The following is a 19,563-nucleotide window of genomic DNA, read 5'->3' on the forward strand; positions in this document are numbered from 1 at the left end:
TTCAGGAGACGAGGAAGCTCTCCCCGATCGGCCGGAAGGCCTCGACCTGGGCCGCGGCCCAGGCCTGGTCCTTGCCCAGCTCGTTCGCGAGGAGGACGGCGACTTCGGGCGCCATGGCGAGCGCGGCCCTTGCATTCAGGAACGCCGCCCGCGTCCGGCGGCAGAGGACGTCCTCGACGGTCCGGGCCATCTCGTGCTGGGCCGCCCAGGCGACCTGGGCGGCGACGATCGGGAGCGCAGGATCGAGTTGCCGGCCGAGTCGCCCCGACGTCCCCGCGAGCGACCGGATGGCGATGGCGTCCGCTCCGTACACGGCCAGCGGATCCTCCGGCGGAAGCGATTCCGCGGAGCCGTGGATCGAGAGCTCTCGCGTCGGGCAGGGTCGCTCGGGCAGGCCCGCCACGATCGCCGCCTGGTCGACCGTGTCCTCCGCCATGTGCCGGTAGGTCGTCCACTTGCCGCCGCAGATGGTGACCAGCCCTGACGGGGCGATCTCCAGGTGGTGATCGCGCGAGAGGGCGGCGGTGCTGGTGCCGTCGCCGGCGCGGACCAGGGGGCGGATGCCCGCGAAGGCGCTCAGGACGTCGGCCCGCGTCGCCGGACGGGCGAGGTATTCGGCCGCCGTCTCGAGGATGAAATCGATCTCGTCCGCCATCGGACGAGGATCGAGGGGGACATGATCGATCTCGACGTCGGTCGTGCCCACCACGACGTGGTCGTGCCAGGGGATCGCGAACATCACCCGGCCGTCGGCCGTGTGGGGGACCATGATGGCCGAATCGCCGGGCAGGAACGACTTCGGCAGGACGATATGCGCCCCCTGGCTGGGCGCGATAATGGGCTTGAGAGACGGATCGTCCGCCAGGCGCAACGCGTCCGAGAAGGGACCCGTCGCGTTCACGACCACCCGCGCCGATAGCTCGAGCTCGACGCCCCCTTCCAGGTCGAGAGCGACCACGCCGGTGACCAGGCCTTCCGGGTTCTTTCGCAGCCGCTCGACCCTCACGTAGTTGGCGACCGCGGCGCCATGCTCGACGGCGGTCTGGGCCAGGTTGACGAGGAGCCGGGAGTCGTCGAAGAGGCCGTCGTAGTACTGGACACCGCCGCGGAGACCATCGGTCTTGATGGTGGGCAGCGCCCTGAGCGTGTCCTCCTTCGAGAGGACCTTCGAGGGCCCGAATCCGAAACGCCCGGCCAGCAGGTCGTAGACTTTCATCCCAATGCCGTAGAAGGGGGCTTCCCACCAGGCATAGTTGGGGACGACGAACCGGAGGTTCGAAACCAGGTGCGGCGCCAGCTTCATCAGGAGGCCGCGCTCCCGGAGGGCCTCGATGACGAGGCTGACGTTCCCCTGCTGGAGATAGCGGACGCCCCCGTGGACCAGCTTGGTGGACCGGCTGGACGTCCCCTTGCCGAAATCGGCCTGCTCGAGCAGCGCGGTGCGGTATCCCCGGGCCGCGGCGTCCACCGCGACCCCCATCCCGGTCGCGCCGCCCCCCACGACGACCACGTCCCAGGTCGTCCGCCGATCCGCCAGCCTGGCCATCGTTTCCGCGCGATTCATCGCGGGGACTCCTCATCCCCGGCGACGGCCTGTCCTTCGTCTTCGGCCCAGCCTCGGGCACGCTCGACGGCGCGGCGCCACTGTCGCCGCTCCCGGTCGGCGCGGTCGGCGGAGAGGACGGGCTCGAACCGACGATCGAGCGCCCAGCTCTCGGCGAGGTCTCCATCCCCCTTCCAGAAGCCGACGGCGAGGCCCGCCAGGAACGCCGCCCCGAGCGCCGTGGTCTCGGTGACGACCGGTCGCTCGACGGGTGCCTGCAGGAGGTCGGCCTGCATCTGCATGAGGAGGTCGTTGCGGGCCGCACCTCCGTCCACCCGAAGGGCCATGGTCCCCAGGCCGGCGTCGGCCCCCATGGCCTCGGCCAGGTCCGCCGACTGGTGGGCGATCGACTCGAGCACGGCGCGGGCCAGGTGCGCCCGGGTCACCCCGCGGGACAGCCCCACCAGGGCGCCTCGCGCGTGCGGATCCCAGTACGGGGCACCCAGGCCGGTGAACGCGGGGACGAGGTACGCCCCGCCAGCGTCGGGGACCGAGGCGGCGAGGGGCTCGATGTCGGCCGCCGTTTCGATCATCTGGAGGCCGTCACGCAACCACTGCACGGCCGCCCCGCCGACGAAGACGCTCCCCTCGAGGGCATACGTCACCTCGCCGCCGCGGCTCCAGGCCGGCGTCGTCAGGAGCCCGCGGGACGACTCGACGGCCTCGCCGGTGTTCATGAGCATGAAGCAGCCGGTCCCGTAGGTGTTCTTGACCATGCCGCGGGCCGTGCATTGCTGGCCGAAGAGCGCGGCGTGCTGATCCCCGGCGATCCCCGCGATCGGGACGCTCGCGGGGCCCAGCTCGCTGGTCACCTCGCCGTAGACGTGGCTGGAATCGCAAACTTCCGGGAGGATCGCGCGAGGGACCTGGAAGAGCTTCAGGAGCTCGTCGTCCCACCGCCTCGCGTGGATGTCGTAGAGGAGCGTCCGGCTGGCGTTGGTCACGTCCGTCACGTGCAGCTTGCCGCGCGTCAGGCGGCTGGCCAGCCAGGAGTCCACGGTCCCAAAGGCGAGCTCGCCGCGTTCCGCGCGGGCCCTGGCGCCGGGGACGTTGTCGAGGATCCAGCGGACCTTGCTCGCCGAGAAATACGGATCGGCGACCAAGCCCGTCCGCTCGCGGAGCAGCTCCGCGGAGCCGTCACGCTTGAGCCGATCCATGAGCGAGGCCGTCCGCCGATCCTGCCAGACGATGGCATTGTGGATCGGCTGGCCGGTGGCCCGGTCCCAGACGATGGTCGTCTCCCGTTGATTGGTGATGCCGATCGCCGCCAGTTCCCGGGGCGAGACCCCGTACTGGCCGAGGACTTCCACGGCCACTCCGATCTGCGTCGACCAGATCTCCTGCGGGTCGTGCTCCACCCAGCCGGGCTTCGGGTAGATCTGCCGGAATTCGCGCTGGACGACGCCGTGCACGCCGCCGGCCTGATTGAACAGGATCGCCCGCGAGCTCGTGGTCCCCTGATCGAGAGCGAGGATGAACATGGCTCATGGGCCCGGTCGAGAGGAGAGGGAGTCGCGCCGTTGCCCGAGCGGGCATCGGGTATCATGCCACCGGGGCGATCGCGGTTCCAGGGCCTGCCGGTTGACTTGAAACCCGAGCGCCGTACGATCATCCTGAAGTTGCACCGGCGAGAGACCGTCACCGACTCTTCCCTTTCAGGCGAGGCCGCAGTCACCCCGATGATGGATCGAAGGCGGGTGGTCATCGTCGGGGGCGGATTCGGGGGGCTGGCGGCGGCGAGGGCCCTCGCCCGGGCCCCCGTCGACGTGCTCCTGCTGGACCGCAAGAACCACCACACGTTCCAGCCGCTGCTCTACCAGGTCGCGACCGCGGCGCTCTCCCCGGCCGACATCGCGTCGCCGATCCGACACATCCTCTATCGGCAGAAGAATTGCCGCGTGGCCCTGGCGAGCGTCACGGGGGTCGACGTCACGCGCAAGGTCGTCCAGCTCGAGGGCGGTGAGATCCCGTACGACTGGCTGATCCTGGCGGCCGGGGCCACCCACTCCTACTTCGGCCGGGAGGACTGGTCGACGCTGGCGCCGGGGTTGAAATCCGTCGAGGATGCCACGACCATCCGCACCAGGCTCCTGCTCGCCTTCGAAGATGCCGAGTATGAGGTCGGCGAGGAGGCCCGCCGCGCGGCCCTCACGTTCGCGGTCGTCGGCGGCGGGCCCACGGGCGTGGAGCTCGCCGGCGCCATCAAGGAGATCGCGGCGAGCTCGATCCCCGCCGACTTCCGGAACATCGACACCAAGACGGCCCGCGTCCTCTTGCTCCAGGGGGGCGATCGGCTGCTCCCCGCCTTCGACCCTTCGCTCGGCGATCGGGCCAGGCGCGACCTGGAATCGCTGGGGGTGGAGGTCCGCCTCGGGGCCAGGGTCACCGGCGTGGCCGACGGCGGAGTGACGGTCGGGGATGAGTTCGTGCCGGCGAGGAACATCCTCTGGGCGGCCGGCGTCCAGGCGAATCCCCTGGGCAAGAGCCTGGGCGTTCCGCTCGACCGGTCCGGCCGCGTTTCGGTCGCGCCGGACCTCACGGTCCCGGGGGCCCCGGCCGTCTACGTGATCGGCGACATGGCCGCCTCGAACGGGGCGAAAGGGGGCATGCCGGTGCCGGGCGTGGCCCCCGCCGCGATCCAGATGGGACGCCACGCCGCCCGATTGATCGCCGCCGAGGCCCGGGGGACTCCCGCAGCGGCGGCGGACCGGGCGTTCGCCTATCGCGACAAGGGCTCGCTCGCGACGATCGGACGCTGGCGGGCCGTCGCCCAGATCGGCGGCCTGAAGTTCGCGGGCCCGTTCGCCTGGCTCCTCTGGGCCGTGGTCCACGTCGCGTCGCTGGTCAACTTCCGCAATCGATTCGCCGTGCTCATGAACTGGTTCTGGCAGCTCATCACGGCGAGCCGGGGCGCCCGGCTGATCACCGGAGACCCGCGACTGCCGTGCGCCGTCCCGGGGGAACGTCCTGCACCCTCGGGATCCCTGCCGAGCGGCGATGCTCGTCCCGATCAGGAGCGGCTGCGGTAGAGGGCGACGAGCGCGGCTCCGATCGACTGCGACAGGTCGCCGAGCGAGGCCGGGACGATCGTCAGCGTCGCCCGCTGGGCCGGCCACAGGAGCGGGAGCGCGGCCTCGCGGACCAGGCCGAGGTAGCGCTCGCGGAAGGCGTCGGAGGTGGCCTCAGGATCCATCAGGCCGCCGCCGATGACGACGTACTTCGGATCCACGGCCATCGCCAGGACCGCCACGTGGATCCCCAGCGCCTTCGCCTGGAAGTCGAAGATCTCCTGGGCCAGCGGGTCCCCCTGCTGGGCCAGGGTCCGGAGGCCGAAGACGCGTTCCTTCATCGGCCGGTCGGATTTCGCCAGTTCGTGATCGGGGTACTTCTCCAGGCGTTCGGCCAGGAGGTAGGGGAGTCCGGAGAGGGTCGTGTAGACCTCGACGCAGCCCCAGGTCCGGCCGCAGCCGCAGGGGTAGGGCTTCGCGTCCAGCAGGTGGAGGGGCAGGGGGACGTGCCCACCTTCCATCCCGGCCAGGGTGTCGCCGTCCAGGGGGAGCCCGCGATCGTCCACGAACGCACAACCCAGGCCGGAGCCCGGGGCGAGGAGGAGGACCGTCCCGTGGCCCCGCCCGCGGACGTGCTGGGCCTCTCCCACGCCGCCTAGGTTGCCGTCGTTGCCGACGGTCAGGGGGATGGGATGGCCGGCGCGATCGGCGAGGGCCCCGGCGTAGCCGTTGTGGACGTCGAACCCCGTGAAGCTATCCGGCAGGTTCGGCGACTTGTCGAGCACCCCGTATCGCTGGTAGGGCCCCGGGATGGCCAGCCCGGCGCCACGGACCTGGTCCCAGGACAGGTCATGCTGCTCGAGGAATTCGCTGGCGGCGTCCACCCAGCTCTTGACCACGGCCGCGGGGCCGTCCTGGCTCCTCGTCGAACGCTGGAGGAGCTTGGTCGAGACGACCGTCCCGTCCCCCCAGACGGCCCCCACCTTGGAGGTCGTCGCGCCACAATCCGTCCCGAGATAAACGGCCTTGTCGTCGTCTTTCATCCCCGTCCCGCCTCGCCGCCAGAGCGCCTGAATCACCATGATTCCCCCCGGAGGGGGACCGTCAGCTTACGGCAGAACGGCCGCCGCCGAAAGCCCGCAGCGGCGCCGATCGGGTTCCTCGAGGACGGAACCGGGACGACAGCCCCAGCCCCGGCCGATTATCCTGAAGGCTGGAGAAAGCTACTCCTTTCGAGGACGACGACCGATGGCCTCTCGCTGGAATCTCCTGTGGTGCGGATGTGTCGTGGCGGCCTGTTCCCACGCATTGGGAGCCGAGCCGGCGACCGGCCTGGGGCGGGCCCGGATCGCGATGACGAGCTCGCTGGCTTCCGCGGGCGATCACATCCGCCAGCGTGCCTTCGACGGCCATCCGGAAACCTCGTTCCGCTCCCGCGAGGATGCTCGGAAGGGGGACTTCCTGACGATGACGTTCGAGGTCGCCGAGCCGGTCGCGTCGGTCTCCGTGACGACCGGTCGGCCCGATGGGAGCGAGCCCCTCTCGAACGGCCGCCTCGAGGTCTCGCGGGACGGGACGAACTTCGAACCGGTCGCGGCATTCGACGCGGCGGGGATCGCCGGGGCGTCCATCCCGGCCGGCACGATCCGGGCCCTCCGGATCGCGGTCGGCGCCGACCTTGGGCATCCGCTCGAGGTCCGGGAGCTTGTCTTCGGCTCCGACCGCGTCAAGCCCTTCGAGCACCCGTTCGAGCTGAGGGTCGTCTGCGATGATGCGCCCGAGCTCTCGGATTGGGCCGAGGAGACGGCGCGACTCTGCGAGCAGTGGTACGACTCGTTGGTCCGCACCCTCGTCGATGGGAAGTGCAGTCCGCCGACGACGGCCACCCTGTTCCTCCGCGGGGACTACCGGGGCGTCGCCGAGGCCGGCGGCCATCGGATCACGGCCTCGGTGGCCTGGTTCGGCGCCCATCGCGACGACCGGGGGGCGATCATCCACGAGACGGTCCACCTGATCCAGGGCTACCGGGGATACGGCGGCCCGAGATGCCCCTCCTGGCTCGTGGAGGGGATCGACGACTACATCCGTTTCTTCGTCTACGAGCCGGGCAAGGCGGGGCCCGTCGATCCGCTGACCGCCAACTACGACGGCAGCTATCGGACCACCGCCACGTTCCTTAACTTCGTGACCTCGAAGCACGAGCCGGATGTCGTCCGCAAGCTGGACAGGACCCTCAGGGACGGCACCTACGACGCCGGGACCTGGCAGCGGCTGACCGGGAAGACGATCGACGCCCTGAACGAAGAGTGGCTGGCGTCGATCGGCGCGCCCAAGGATCGCCCGGCTCGGGACGACCGGCAGGCCCGCGCGAGCCGCCGTCCCGGCCGAGGACCCCGGCGGAACGCCTCCGGAACCGCAGCGGATCGGAAGCCGTTTCCCGGCAAGGAGAGCCGGTGGGAGGGACATCTGCGGCACGACTTCCAGGTGGAGGGAATCGACGTGATCGTGGTCGAGCCGGAGAAGCCCTTGCCCGGACGGCCCTGGGCGTGGCGCGGCGAGTTCTTCGGCGCCTTCCCCAACGCCGACATCGAGCTCGTCCGGAAGGGATGGCACCTGGCCTACGTCGGAGTTCCCGACCAGTTCGGCTCGCCCCGGGCGATGAGGGCATGGGAGAAGGTACACGAGTTGCTCGTGAAGGAGCATGGCCTGTCGCCCAGGCCGGCCCTGATCGGCCTCAGCCGCGGGGCCCTCTACTGCATGGCGTGGGCCGCCGCCCATCCCGACCGCACGCTCCTGGTCTACCTCGACAACGGCGTCTGCGACTTCAAGAGCTGGCCCGGCGGCCGGGCGAAGGGACTGGGCCGCGGACCGGGTTCGCTCGAGGAGTGGCGGAAGCTACTCTCGGCCTACGGCTTCAAGGACGATTCGGAGGCGGTCGCCTTCAAGGGGAACCCGTTGGACAACCTCGGCAAGCTCGTCGGATCGAAGGTCCCGATCCTGCTGGTCTACGGGGACAGCGACCGGGCCCTCCCGGCCGAGGAGAACTCCGAGATCCTGTACGATCGCTACCGCAAGCTGGGCGGATCCGTCGAGCGAATCATCAAGCCGGGCGGGGATCACCACCCGCACGGCCTGGCCGATCCCGGCCCGATCGTCGAGTTCTTCGAGCGGATCAGGGGCCGGAGCGGAAACTGACCGGGACGTTGGGTTGGGTCGCCGAACGAGGCACGTCGAGCGATGCTCGAGCAGGACAGAAAGGAGAAGAAGGTGGCCAGCGACGATCCCGACTCCGCCGCCGGCCCGCCGGAGAAAGCTCGCGGCCACGATCGGGCGGACTCGCTCCTGGAAGGCCAGAAGGAGGTCCTGGAGCGGATCGCACGCGGCGAGCCACTCAGGATGGTACTCGATGCCCTCTGCCGGATCGTGGAGGCGAACGCCGCCGAACCCGTCCGCGCGGCTATCCTCCTCGTCGATCCCGACGGGAGTCGGCTGGTCACCGGCGCGGCGCCGAGCCTTCCCGAGGAGTACCTGCGGGCGATCGACGGCGGGCCGATCGATCCGTGGATCGGGACCTGCTCCGCGGCGGCGGCCCTCCGGCAGCCCGTGGTCACGCCCGATCTCGCGACGGCTCCAGGCTGGGCCGCGCTCGGGCACCTCCCCCTGGGCCTGAATCTCAGGGCCGCCTGGTCGATGCCGATACTCGGGGCGGAAGGGCGCGTGCTCGGCACCTTCGGGACCTACTTCTTCGAGGCGAGGGAGCCGACCGCGGGCGAACGACGACTGATCGAGGTGCTCTCGCGGACGGCGGCGCTGGCGATCGAGCGGCGGGAGGCTGACGATCGCCTGCGGGAGAGCGAGGCCCGCTACCGTGCGATCGTCGAGACGACTCCCGAATGCGTGAAGCTGGTCGCCGCGGACGGCACGCTGCTCCAGATCAATGACGCCGGGCTCCGGATGATCGAGGCCGACCGATCGCTGGCAATCGGCCGCAGCATTTATGAGGTGATCGCGGCGGATTTCCGGGAGTCCTATCGGGCCTTCCACGACTCCGTCTGCCGGGGCGAAGGCGGGACCTTCGAATTCGACATCGTCGGCGCAAGGGGGACGCGGCGGCACATGGAGACGACCGGCGTCCCCCTCGCCTCCCCGGCCGGCGGATTCCTCCACCTCGCCGTCACCCGCGACGTGACCGCGCGCGTTGCATCGGCGCGGGCACTCGACGAGCACCGGGCCCGCCTCGACTACGCCGTCCGCCTCTCCGGAGTGGGCTTCTGGTACTGCGACCTTCCCTTCGACGAGCTGGTCTGGGACCGGCAGGTCAAGGAGCATTTCTGGCTCCCCGCCGACGCCCGGGTCACGATCGACACCTTCTACGGCCGAATCCACCCGGACGATCGCCGGCCGACCCGCGCGGCGATCGAGGAATCGATCCGGAGCCGAAAGCCGTACGACGTCATCTACCGGACGGTCGACCCGTCAACCCACGACGCGAAGTGGATCCGCGCCCTGGGCGGTACCACCTATCGCGACGACGGCACTCCCATCCGATTCGACGGCGTCACCGTGGACGTCACCTCGCTCAAGCGAGCCGAGGAGGCGCTCCGGGAGGCCGATCGCCGCAAGGACGACTTCCTGGCTCTGCTGGCGCACGAGCTCCGCAACCCGCTCGCCCCGCTCCGCAACGGCCTCCAGGTCATGCGGCTCGCGGGCGAGGACAGGACGCTCAGCGCTCAGGCCCGGGAGATGATGGAGCGGCAATTGGGCCACATGGTGCGGCTCATCGACGACCTCCTGGACGTGTCCCGGATCAGCCGCGACAAGATGGAGCTGAGGCGGGAGCGGATACTCCTCTCGGACGCGATCGCGGCGGCGGTCGAGACGGCGAGCCCCGCGCTCGAGGCGGCCGGGCACCGATGGGACGTCTCCCTGCCCGGGGAACCGATCCACCTCAGGGGGGATCTCACCCGCCTCGCCCAGGTCTTCAGCAACCTCCTGACCAACTCCGCGAAGTACATGGAGCGCGGAGGTCGAGTCTGGATCACGGCGGCCACGCGGGGAACGGATGTCGTCGTCGCCGTCCGTGACACCGGGATCGGGATCCCGGCCGCGGCGATCGCCTCCATCTTCGACATGTTCTCCCAGGTCGATCGATCCATGGAACGATCCACCGGAGGGCTCGGCATCGGCCTGGCGCTGGTGAAGGGGATCGTGGAGATGCACGGCGGGACGGTCGCCGCCGCCAGCGAGGGCCCGGGGCGTGGTTCCACGTTCACGATCACCCTGCCGATCCTGGCGGAGCGGCCGGCGGTCTCCGCCCCGGATGGGGGCTCGAATGCGGCCCTGCCGCGGGGCCCGCTGCGACGGATCCTGGTGGTGGATGACAATCGGGACTCGGCGCACTCGATGGCGTCGATGCTGGAGCTGCTGGGCCACGAAGTCCGCGTCGCGCACGACGGCCATGAGGCGGTCGATTGCTCGGAGGACTTCCACCCGTCCATCATCCTGATGGATGTCGGCATGCCGAGGATGAACGGCTACGACGCCGCGAGGCGGATCCGGGAGCGTCCCTGGGCCAGGTCCGCCGTGATCGTCGCCCTCACCGGCTGGGGCCAGGAGGCGGACCGAGAGCGTTCCCGGGTCGCAGGCTGCGACGGCCACCTCGTGAAGCCCGTCAAGCTCCTCGACCTGATGCCCTATCTCCAGCCCGAGATAATTCGTTGATGTCGGACGCCCCGTCCGGCGGGATCCCCTGATCGGGGCGGGCACGCGTCCTCCCTTGAGGGCGCCCCACGGCCGGGATACACTCTTGCGTCGATCCCGCCACTCGAGAACGCAACGAGAGACTCCATGCGCCATTCCGCATTCCGCATCCTGCTGGGGGCCCAGGTTCTCTTCATCCTGGGGGCGAGCCCCGGGCGGGGTGAGGAGCCGCAGTCCGCCTCCACGATCCTCTTCGCCCCCGAGGACAAGCACAACCACGCCTCCTGCGTCATCGAGACGGAGCCCGGGCGGCTGCTGGCCGCCTGGTATTCCGGCAGCGGCGAGCGTAAGTCGGACGACGTGGTGATCCAGGGGGCCTGGCTCGAGCCGGGCAGGACGGAATGGGGGCCGCGTTTCCAGATGGCGGATACGCCGGGCTATCCCGATTGCAACCCCGCGCTCTTCCCCAGCCCGGCGGGCCAGGTCTGGCTCTTCTGGCCGACGATCCTCGATCACCGGTGGGAGACCGCCCTCCTCAAGTTCCAGGTCGCGGGCCCGTCTCTGCCGCCCGGGCCCATTTCATGGAGCCGCTTCGGCGTCCTCCACCTGACTCCCGCGAGCGAGGAGTTCGAGGAGGTCGTGCGGCAAGGGCTCGCGTCTCTCACTGCGGAGGAGAAGTCGCGCTATCTCGAGGAGCTCGCCCCGTTCACCGCTCGCTCCCGCGAGCTGATCTATCAGCGCCTGGGCTGGATGCCCCGCGTCCGCGCCGTGGTGCTCCGCCCGGACGGAGCCTCGGGCCATCCGGGCCGCTGGCTCTTGCCGCTCTACTGCGATACGTTCTCCCTGTCCCTGATGGCCATCAGCGATGATGGCGGCGTGACCTGGAAGGCGGGCCGGCCGATGGTCGGCTTCGGCAACATCCAGCCCAGCCTCGTGGAGAAGAAGGACGGGACGATCGTCGCCTACATGCGGGACAACGGGCCGCACCGGCGCATCCGCGTGAGCGCATCCCGCGACGGCGGTGAGACCTGGGGGCCCGTCACGGATACCACCTTCCTCAATCCCGGCGCCGGCATCGAGGCGGCCCGGCTTCGTAACGGCGACTGGGCCCTGATCTACAACGACGCGGAGACGGGCAGGCACACACTTGCGGTTTCCCTTTCCGACGATGAAGGCGCCACCTGGAAGTGGACGCGGCATCTCGAGCGACGGGAGCCGGGGGCGGGACAGTATCATTACCCGTCCATGTTCCAGGGGTCCGACGGCTCTCTCCACGCCACCTACACGTACCGGGACAAGGGGAAGGGCTCCACCATCAAGTACGCGCGGTTCAACGAGGCATGGCTCCGCCAGGGTGATTCCCCCGCGAGCGGCCGGTAGAGGAGATGCCAGGAGTGACACGTACCGGGGGCGACGAAGCCTCGCCGACGCGCGGGGCCTATCCGTGGGTCGTTCTCGGCCTGCTCTGGTTCTGCGGGTTCTTCAACTATGCCGACCGCCAGGCGGTGAACTCCGTCTTCCCGCTGCTGGCGTCGGAGTTCTCGCTCAGTGACGTCCAACTCGGCCTGATCGGCTCCGCGTTCATGGTCGTCTACGCGTTGACCTCCCCCTTCGCGGGTTACTTCGTCGACCGGGTCCGCCGCCGGATCCTGATCCCGGCCGGGCTCGCCTTCTGGAGCCTGATTTGCGCGGCGACCGGGATGTCGAACTCCTTCGCGCAGCTCGTCCTCTTTCGGGGGGCGGAGGGCCTGGGCGAGTCGTTCTACTTCCCGGCCTCGCTCTCGTTCCTGGCCGACTACCACGGCAAGGGGACGCGGTCGAAGGCACTCGGGATCCACCAGACGAGCGTCTATCTGGGCACGGCCGGCGGCCTGGCCCTGGCCGGGAAGCTCTCGGAACATTACGGCTGGCGATCGCCCTTCTACGTGCTCGGGGCGGCCGGCCTGGTCTATGCCCTGGCCCTGGGGTTCCTGCTCATCGAACCGAAACGGGGGCAGTCCGACGACCCCAAGGGGCGGGCCGAGGACGATCTCGGGATCGACGAGCTCGAGGCGCTCCGGATCCACGAGCCGATGTGGTCGAAGGCGGGGAGGATCCTGGGGAACCCGGCGGCGATCCTCCTTCTGTGCGTCTTCATCGGTGCCAACTTCGTCGCGTCGGCGTTCCTGACATGGCTCCCGACCTTCCTCTTCCGGAAGTTCTCGATGGGGATCGCTGGCTCGTCCCTGACGTCCACGGTCTGGCCGCTGGCGAGCCTCTTCGGGGCCCTGATCGGGGGCTACCTGGCGGACCTCGCGGCCCTATCGCGGCGCGGGGGGCGGATCCGCGTCCAGAGCCTGGGTCTGATCCTGGGCGCCCCGTTCGTGTTCCTGTCGGGATGGACGGGTTCCTGGGGCCTGGTGGTCTCCGCCCTGGCGGCGGCGGGGCTCTGCAAGGGGATCTACGACGCCAACATCTTCGCCTCGCTCTTCGACGTGGTCCGTCCCGAGGATCGGGGGACGGCCGCGGGCCTGATGAACTCCCTTGGCTGGGCCGGGGGATTCCTCGCCCCCCTGGCCGTGGGGGCCGCCTCGAAATCGTTCGGCCTTGACGTGGCGATCGCGTCCACGGCTCTGGTCTACTTGCTGGTCGGTTTGCTCGCGCTCGCCGCGGCCGGAGTGGCCGAGGCCGACACCCTCTCCCGCGACAAGGACAATCTCCCTCATGACGAAAGGCTCGGCTCGTGAGCTCTGTTCCGGACGTTGCGGCGGGTGCACCGGCGCGTGAAGGTTGGTTCCACGGGGGCGACCTCAACGCGTTCTTCGGATTGATGATCGACAACATCGGCGGCATGATCCTGATGACCAGCCTCCTGGTCGGGTTCGGCATGCCGCGCGACTTCGTGCTTTCGCGGATGATCCCGGGGACGGCCGTCGGCGTCCTCGTCGGCGACCTCATCTTCACGGCCATGGCCTGGTACATGGCCCGCAAGACGGGCCGATCCGACGTGACGGCGATGCCCCTCGGGCTGGACACGCCCAGCACCTTCGGCTCGGTGATCCTGATCATCGGCCCGTCCTACACGGCGGCCCTTGCGCGCGGGCTCGAGCCGGCCGCGGCGGCGGAGCACGCCTGGTTCATCGGCCTGTCGATGCTCCTGGCCTCGGGCATCTTCAAGCTGGTCTGCGCGGCGGTCTCCGGCTGGGTCCGCAACGTGGTCCCGCGGGCGGGCCTGCTCGGCTCGCTGGCCGCGATCGCCCTCGTCATCATCAGCTTCCTGCCGCTCCGGGACATCACGGCGCACCCGGTGGCCGGGCTCGTCTCGCTGGCGATCATCCTGGCGACGCTCACCGCGCGATGGAAGCTCCCACGCCACATCCCCGGGGCCCTCGCCGCGGTCGTCGCCGGCTGTGCCGTCTATTACGGGATGCACGTCGTCGGCCTCGGTCCCGGGGCGGGCGAAGGCGGCCCCGCGCCGTCGAGCCTCTTCCGGATGGCCCTGCCGATGCCCCACAACGCCTGGTGGGCCTGGATCAGCCAGTCCTGGCCCGAGGTCGTCGGCTTCTTGCCGGTGGCGATCCCGCTGGCCCTGGCGACCGTGGTCGGCGGGATCGACTGCACCGAGAGCGCGGCGGCGGCCGGGGACGACTATCACACCGGATCGATCATCGCGGTCGAGGGCCTCGCGACGATCGTCGCGGGCCTCTTCGGCGGCGTGATCCAGACCACGCCCTACATCGGCCATCCCGCCTACAAGGCCATGGGGGCACGGGCGGGGTACACGCTCGCCACCGCGCTGTTCGTGGGGGCGGCCGGGATCCTCGGCTACTTCGACTGGATCTTCTTCCTCCTCCCCCGGTCGGTCGTGTTCCCGATCCTGGTCTTCATCGGCCTCGAGATCACCGCCCAGTCCTTCCACGCGACGACGTTCCGCCACTATCCGGCCGTTGGCCTGGCGTGCGTCCCGGCGCTCGGCTATCTCGCCCTGATCGCGACCAACAACCTGCTCTCCGACCTGGGAAAGCCCTTCGGCGAGCTCCGTCCGGACACCCAGGGCTGGATCGCGACGGTCACCATGCTCTCGGGCGGCTTCATCGTGACGTCCCTCCTCTGGGGCACGTTCCTGTCCCACCTGATCGATGCCAAGATCCGCCCCGCCGTCATCACGCTCGTCTTCGCCGCCGTCTGCGCCTGGTTCGGCGTGATCCACTCGCCCCTGCCGTCGGGCGAGATCAACATGCCGGGCGCCGTGCTGAAGAAGCTGGCGGAGCAGGGGAGAGCGACGGCGTCCGCCCAGCAGACCCCCTACCACTGGGCCGCCGCCTACCTGGCCATGGCCGCGACCATCGGTCTCCTCGGCAGGTTTGGGATTGCGCCGACGCGGGCCGAGCAGGAAGACGAGGCGATCGCGATCTGAGCGTCGGGCGGGCCGCTTTTCACGTCGAGAGCACCAGAGGGCCCGCCCAACGGAGCCATCTGGTCGGCCCCGCTGTCGCGTCCTTCCCCGGTTGCGACAGCCCTACCTCTCCCAGGGCTGTCGAATCCCGACGTCCACATCAGGAATCCCCATCGACGGGGAGGCGCCGCCCTCGGCCCGTCAGTCCCTGTTGACAGCCGCGGGACAGGCGAGTAAAAGTCCCGCCATCGGGATCGAGCGAAGGTGCGACGATCCGCTATTTGAGTCACGTCTTCAATTGCCGACTCCGTGACCGCGATGGATTCGCGGCAGCACGTCTCTCACTGAGGGTCGGGGGCGGACGCTGAGAGGGGCACGGATGCCTGGCCTACCCATCCTCCGGATTGGCACCTTGCTGATCCTGACCGTCTCGATCGTGCCCGGAACCCTCGCGGCACAGGACGGGTCGGACGACGTCACGCCCAGCCTCGACGTCCCCCCGATCCGCGCGGGGTCGCGGTCGGGCCGGACGGCGACTGTGGACCCGGCGTCCGAGGCATGCCCGCCGATCGCCGTCTCGCCGGTCGCCCCGATCCTCAACTCCCCCCGCGTCGATCCGCCGTTCGTCCCCTACATGCTCGGCGATTTCATCGGTCCGCTCGCAAACCCCATGACGGACATCAAGGTCGGGGTGGGGGAGAGCCCTCGTCCCCTCGACCGCGTCTTCTACCGCTTCAACTTCTACAGCAACCTCGAGCCGAGCCACTTCCAGGACGTCTCGACCCCTTACAAGCGGGTGAACCTCTTCCTCAACACGTTCGGATTCGAGAAGACCTTCGGCGAATGGTTCTCGCTCGGGTTCCGGATGCCCATCAACAGCATCCAGGCCCTGTCGCGGGGCACCTACTACGTCCAGAATCCGATCCCCGGCGGCCCAGCCATCCCACGCCCCGCACCGCCCACCTACAACTCGACGATCTTCGGGAACATGAACGGAATCGTGAAGTTCAAGCTCGTCGAGGACCTGAATCAGGGCTACATGATCTCGGGCGGGGCGTCGCTGAGCTTCCCCACCGCGAGCAACCAGACGATCGACCCCGGGCCGTCGACCGCGTCGATCCTCCAGCCGTTCCTCGGCTACATCGTCACGCGTGATCGCTTCTTCCTCCAGGGGTTCTCCTCGTTTACACTCCCCCTGGTCACGGTCCAGTCCATGATCATGTTCCAGGACATCGGATTCGGGTTCTGGGCCTATCGCAGCGACAGTCCCTCCGCGTTCTTCACGGGATTCGCGCCGACCTTCGAGGCCCACCTGAACGTACCGCTCCAGGGCCCTCAGCGGGCCGCGTGGGTGTTCGAGCAGGCCGGCCTTCCCTTCAACACCCAGTTCAACCTGACCTTCGGCGGCACGTTCGAATTCTGGCACCGGGCGACGCTGGGCATGGGCCTGGTCGTGCCCACGGTCGGGCCGATCCCCTTCGATTGCGAGTTCCTCGCCCAGCTCAACGTCCGGTTCTGAAGTTCTTGCCGGACGAGCGAGCAACCCGTCACCAGTTGGCCTCGATCGCGTGCTCCCAGTGGGGATAGAGCTTCTCGAGCTTCTCCTTGAGCGCGGTGTGCCGTTCCTGGGTCTTCACGGCGGTCATGGCGTCGCGATAGGTCGCGGGCTGGCCCAGGAGGTCCTCCACCTCGGCCAGCTCGGCCTCGGCCTGGGCGATGTCCTGCTCGAGGTCGGCGGCCTTGCGGTAGGAGAACTTCTTCTTGGGTGCGGAGGAGGTCGACGTGGACGCGGACGGGGCGGCAGGAGCGGCGACGGCCTTGGGGCGGGCCTTCTCCGCCGCGGCCTCCTTCTCGCGCTGGATCAGGTTCTGGTAGGTCTCGTAGTCCCCCTCGATGACCCGGGCGCGGCCGTCGCCCAGGACGAGCATGCGGTCGGCCACGGCGTTGAGGAAGTAGCGGTCGTGGCTGACGACCAGGACCGTCCCCTCGAACTCGCGGATCGAGCGCTCGAGGGACTCGCACGACCAGATGTCGAGGTGGTTCGTCGGTTCGTCCATCACCAGGACGTTCGCCCCGGTGGCGCAGAGCCGGGCCAGAGCGGCCTTGGACTTCTCGCCGCCGGAGAGCTGGCCGACGGTCTGAAAAACGATCTCGCCGCTGAGGCCGAACCGGGCCAGCAGGCTGCGGACCTCGCCTTCGACCCAGTCGGGGTCATCCTCGGGCCAGACGGCGCGGACGACGGTCGTCGTGGGGGTTAGGGAGTGCAGGCCCTGGTCGTGGTAGCCGATCTGGACCTTGTGGCCGAGCCGGGCCTCGCCGCGGTCCGCCTTCTCGCGGCCGATCATGGTCTTGATGAGGGTGGTCTTGCCCGACCCGTTGGGGCCCATGATCCCGATGCATTCGCCGCGCTCGATGGCGACGTTCAGGTCGGTGAAGAGGGGCCTGTCGAACGCCTTGGTTAGGTGCCGGGTCTCGATGACGATGTCGCCGGAGCGCTCGACCTCCTCGAAGCCCATGACCGGGCCGACGATCTCGCGGATCGTCTCGACGCGGTCGCCCTGGAGCTTCTCGAGCTTCCGCTCGCGGTCGTGGGCCTGCTTGGCCCGCTGCCCCGCGCCGTACTTGCGGATGTACGCTTCCAGCTTCTCGGTCTGCTCCTCGAACCGCTCCGCCTGGCGCTCCAGGACCTTGGCCTTCTCCTGGCGGAGCTTCCAGTACTGCGAGTAGTTCCCGGGGTAGACCTCGAGCTTCCCCTCGTGCAGCTCCCAGACCTTGTTCACGACCCGGTCCAGGAAGTAGCGATCGTGGCTGACGATCACCATGGCGACGGGCTGCCTGGACAGGTAGTTCTCCAGCCACTCCGTGGTCTCGATGTCCAGGTGGTTGGACGGCTCGTCCAGGAGCATCACGTCCGGGCTCTCGAGGAGGATCTTGGCCAGCATGAGCCGGGATTGCTGGCCGCCGGAGAAGGTCCGGGCGGGTCGGTCGAACTCGGCCTCGGTGAAGCGGAGGCCGTAGAGGATCTCCTCCACGCGGTGGTCGATCGAGTAGGCGTCCTGGTGGAGCAACTGCTCGTGGATCGCGTCGTAGCGGCGGGTGGCGCGGTCGCGATCGGCCGCGTCCTCGGCCTCGGACATCTCCTGGGCGGCCTCTTCCATCTCGCGCTGGAGATCGAGGAGCGACGCCAGCCCGGACCGGGCGACGTCCATCAGCGTCTCGGTCGGGCCGAAGTCGTGGTGCTGGCGGAGCAGGCTGACGCGGATCCCCGGCCGGACGTAGACGCGGCCGTACTCCGGCTGCTCGAGGCCGTCGAGCAGCTTCATGAGGGTGGTCTTGCCCGCGCCGTTGGGCCCGACGAGCCCGATGCGCTCGCCGGCGCGGACCTCGAAGGAGAGGTCGAGGAAGATGGGATCGCCGGCATACTGGCGGCCCAGTCCCTGGGCGGAGATCAGGATCATGGACGCTTCAGCTCTCCTCTCCGAGAGTCTTCTTGCTCCGGAGCATGTGATGATAGTGCTGGGCGAACCGGTGCGCCTCGTCGCGGACGTACTGGAGCAGCCGCAGGGCGAAGGACCGGCGGCGGAGCACGATCGGATCCGGGCGGCCCGGGACGAAGATCTCCTCCTCGCGCTTGGCCAGTGAGATCACGGTCGGCACCGGCACTCCCAGGGCTTCGAAGGCGTCGATGGCGGCATTCAGTTGCCCCTTGCCGCCGTCGATGAGCAGGATGTCGGGGAAGGGCTCCTCGCGTTCCTGGAGGCCCTGGATGCGGCGGGTGATCACCTCGCGGATCGAGGCGAAGTCGTCGATGCCCGGGACGGTCTTGATCCGATAGCGGCGGTAGCCCGGCTTGAAGGGGAGGCCGTCGACGAAGGTCACGAGCGAGCCGACGGTCTCGCTGCCGCCCAGGTGGGCGATGTCCACGCCGTTGATCGTCCGGGGGGTCGACTCGAGTCCGAGCACGCGCTGGAGCCCTTTCAGGCCCTTGCGGGGATCGACGTAGAAGACCTCGGGCTGGGCGTGCTTCGCCAGGTCGCCGCGGAGGTTGAGGTTCTCCAGGGCCTTGATCTCGTCGCGGAGGCGAGCGGCCTTCTCGAACTGGAGGGCCTTGCTGGCCTCGCGCATCTCCTCGGCCATCTCCCGGAGCACCACGTCCTTCTTGCCGTCGAGGAAGAGTCGCAGGCGATGGATGTCGCGGCGGTAGGTCTCGCGATCGATCCGCAGGTTGCACGGGGCGGTGCACTGGTTGATCGACGCCAGCAGGCAGGGGCGGAACCAGCGCCACCGGGGGTCGTCCTCGTCGATGTCCAGTGAGCAGGTCCGGAACTTGAAGATCCGCTGGAGGACCTGGATCGCCCCGCGGAGGCTCTTGGCCCGGGGGAAGGGGCCGTAGAGCTTGACGCCGGAGTCCTTCGGCTCGCGGGTGAAGTTGACCCGCGGGAAGTCCTCGCCGGTGGTCACCTGGAGGTAGGGGAAGCTCTTGTCGTCCTTCAGGTCCTTGTTGTGCCGCGGCTGGATGTCCTTGATCAGGCGGGCTTCCATCAGGAGCGCATCGACCTCGCTGTCGGCGGCGAGGAAGTCGATGTCCGCGACCTCGTCGATCCAGTCGCAGATCCGGCGGTCCTGGTGGGCGGTCCGGTGGAAGTAGGAGCCGGCACGGGCGCGGAGGTTCTTGGCCTTGCCGATGTAGATGACCCGGCCCTGGGCGTCCTTCATGAGGTAGAGGCCCGGGGTGGTCGGGAACGACTTCACCTTCTCGGCCGGCACGGCGGTCGCCGGCGCCTGGGATTCGGACATGGATGCCTCGCGGGATCCGACCCGTGGCGGAGCGGTTGACACTTGGGCGACTCGCCGAGGTCCCCGGGACGGCATCCCGC

12 protein-coding genes are annotated in these 19,563 nt (G+C 69.3%); 7 read left to right on the forward strand and 5 right to left on the reverse strand.

Annotated elements, in window-relative coordinates; genetic code table 11:
- Position 1: 1 nt before the first annotated feature.
- Both G6O54_RS04580 and glpK read right to left on the reverse strand, forming a co-directional pair.
- Complete coding sequence (locus G6O54_RS04580; protein WP_165220757.1) at positions 2 to 1,564, reverse strand: glycerol-3-phosphate dehydrogenase/oxidase; 1,563 nt, start codon at positions 1,562 to 1,564, stop codon at positions 2 to 4.
- Entirely contained in the window at positions 1,561 to 3,084 is a 1,524-nt protein-coding gene (gene glpK, locus G6O54_RS04585; RefSeq protein ID WP_165220760.1) for a glycerol kinase GlpK, read from the reverse strand. Before glpK ends, G6O54_RS04580 begins: the two co-directional genes overlap by 4 nt.
- A gap of 198 nt (positions 3,085 to 3,282) precedes the next feature.
- Between glpK and G6O54_RS04590 the strand changes: the two genes are divergently transcribed.
- Positions 3,283 to 4,632 carry an NAD(P)/FAD-dependent oxidoreductase gene (locus G6O54_RS04590; RefSeq protein ID WP_165220763.1) on the forward strand — a complete coding sequence of 450 codons (1,350 nt, stop codon included), beginning with the start codon at positions 3,283 to 3,285 and terminating at the stop codon, positions 4,630 to 4,632.
- On the opposite strand, the gene G6O54_RS04595 is transcribed toward G6O54_RS04590, so the two are convergent.
- Positions 4,614 to 5,654: an ROK family protein gene (locus G6O54_RS04595; protein WP_165220766.1), complete on the reverse strand. Its 1,041-nt coding sequence runs from the start codon at positions 5,652 to 5,654 to the stop codon at positions 4,614 to 4,616. The two genes, G6O54_RS04590 and G6O54_RS04595, sit on opposite strands and share 19 nt — an antisense overlap.
- Positions 5,655 to 5,859: 205 nt before the next feature.
- On the opposite strand from G6O54_RS04595, the gene G6O54_RS04600 reads away from it, so the two are divergent.
- The 6 genes from G6O54_RS04600 (at position 5,860) to G6O54_RS04625 (ending at position 16,205) form a co-directional block, all read left to right on the forward strand.
- A complete protein-coding gene (locus G6O54_RS04600) occupies positions 5,860 to 7,806 on the forward strand; it encodes a basic secretory protein-like protein (RefSeq protein ID WP_165220769.1) in 1,947 nt (648 codons plus the stop codon).
- A gap of 42 nt (positions 7,807 to 7,848) precedes the next feature.
- Positions 7,849 to 10,332: a hybrid sensor histidine kinase/response regulator gene (locus G6O54_RS04605; RefSeq protein ID WP_165220772.1), complete on the forward strand. Its 2,484-nt coding sequence runs from the start codon at positions 7,849 to 7,851 to the stop codon at positions 10,330 to 10,332.
- 126 nt (positions 10,333 to 10,458) lie between these two features.
- Positions 10,459 to 11,691 carry a sialidase family protein gene (locus G6O54_RS04610; RefSeq protein ID WP_165220775.1) on the forward strand — a complete coding sequence of 411 codons (1,233 nt, stop codon included), beginning with the start codon at positions 10,459 to 10,461 and terminating at the stop codon, positions 11,689 to 11,691.
- Between the two features lie 14 nt (positions 11,692 to 11,705).
- Positions 11,706 to 13,037, forward strand: a complete 1,332-nt coding sequence (locus G6O54_RS04615; protein ID WP_205678674.1) for an MFS transporter — start codon at positions 11,706 to 11,708, stop codon at positions 13,035 to 13,037.
- Positions 13,034 to 14,707, forward strand: coding sequence for a SulP family inorganic anion transporter (locus G6O54_RS04620; RefSeq protein ID WP_165220781.1), 1,674 nt, complete (start codon positions 13,034 to 13,036; stop codon positions 14,705 to 14,707). Before G6O54_RS04615 ends, G6O54_RS04620 begins: the two co-directional genes overlap by 4 nt.
- Before the next feature lie 358 nt (positions 14,708 to 15,065).
- Positions 15,066 to 16,205, forward strand: a complete 1,140-nt coding sequence (locus G6O54_RS04625) for a hypothetical protein (protein ID WP_165220784.1) — start codon at positions 15,066 to 15,068, stop codon at positions 16,203 to 16,205.
- A 28-nt stretch (positions 16,206 to 16,233) separates the two neighbouring features.
- On the opposite strand, the gene G6O54_RS04630 is transcribed toward G6O54_RS04625, so the two are convergent.
- Together G6O54_RS04630 and G6O54_RS04635 are read right to left on the reverse strand one after the other, a co-directional pair.
- The gene (locus tag G6O54_RS04630; RefSeq protein ID WP_165220787.1) at positions 16,234 to 18,144 is read right to left on the reverse strand and encodes an ABC-F family ATP-binding cassette domain-containing protein; all 1,911 of its coding nucleotides are present in this window, start codon (positions 18,142 to 18,144) and stop codon (positions 16,234 to 16,236) included.
- Positions 18,145 to 18,151: 7 nt separating this feature from the next.
- Complete coding sequence (locus tag G6O54_RS04635; RefSeq protein WP_165220790.1) at positions 18,152 to 19,483, reverse strand: excinuclease ABC subunit UvrC; 1,332 nt, start codon at positions 19,481 to 19,483, stop codon at positions 18,152 to 18,154.
- Positions 19,484 to 19,563 lie beyond the last annotated feature (80 nt).

The sequence above is a fragment of the Aquisphaera insulae genome (assembly GCF_011064615.1).
Taxonomy (GTDB): Bacteria; Planctomycetota; Planctomycetia; order Isosphaerales; family Isosphaeraceae; genus Aquisphaera; species Aquisphaera insulae.

Bases quoted from the DNA above. Each gene is read 5' to 3' on its own strand.
- G6O54_RS04625 (WP_165220784.1), top strand. From the start codon at position 15,066: ATGCCTGGCCTACCCATCCTCCGGATTGGCACCTTGCTGATCCTGACC.
- G6O54_RS04595 (WP_165220766.1), bottom strand. From the start codon at position 5,654: ATGAAAGACGACGACAAGGCCGTTTATCTCGGGACGGATTGTGGCGCG.
- G6O54_RS04605 (WP_165220772.1), top strand. From the start codon at position 7,849: ATGCTCGAGCAGGACAGAAAGGAGAAGAAGGTGGCCAGCGACGATCCC.
- G6O54_RS04590 (WP_165220763.1), top strand. From the start codon at position 3,283: ATGATGGATCGAAGGCGGGTGGTCATCGTCGGGGGCGGATTCGGGGGG.
- G6O54_RS04580 (WP_165220757.1), bottom strand. From the start codon at position 1,564: ATGAATCGCGCGGAAACGATGGCCAGGCTGGCGGATCGGCGGACGACC.
- glpK (WP_165220760.1), bottom strand. From the start codon at position 3,084: ATGTTCATCCTCGCTCTCGATCAGGGGACCACGAGCTCGCGGGCGATC.
- G6O54_RS04610 (WP_165220775.1), top strand. From the start codon at position 10,459: ATGCGCCATTCCGCATTCCGCATCCTGCTGGGGGCCCAGGTTCTCTTC.
- G6O54_RS04600 (WP_165220769.1), top strand. From the start codon at position 5,860: ATGGCCTCTCGCTGGAATCTCCTGTGGTGCGGATGTGTCGTGGCGGCC.
- G6O54_RS04635 (WP_165220790.1), bottom strand. From the start codon at position 19,483: ATGTCCGAATCCCAGGCGCCGGCGACCGCCGTGCCGGCCGAGAAGGTG.
- G6O54_RS04630 (WP_165220787.1), bottom strand. From the start codon at position 18,144: ATGATCCTGATCTCCGCCCAGGGACTGGGCCGCCAGTATGCCGGCGAT.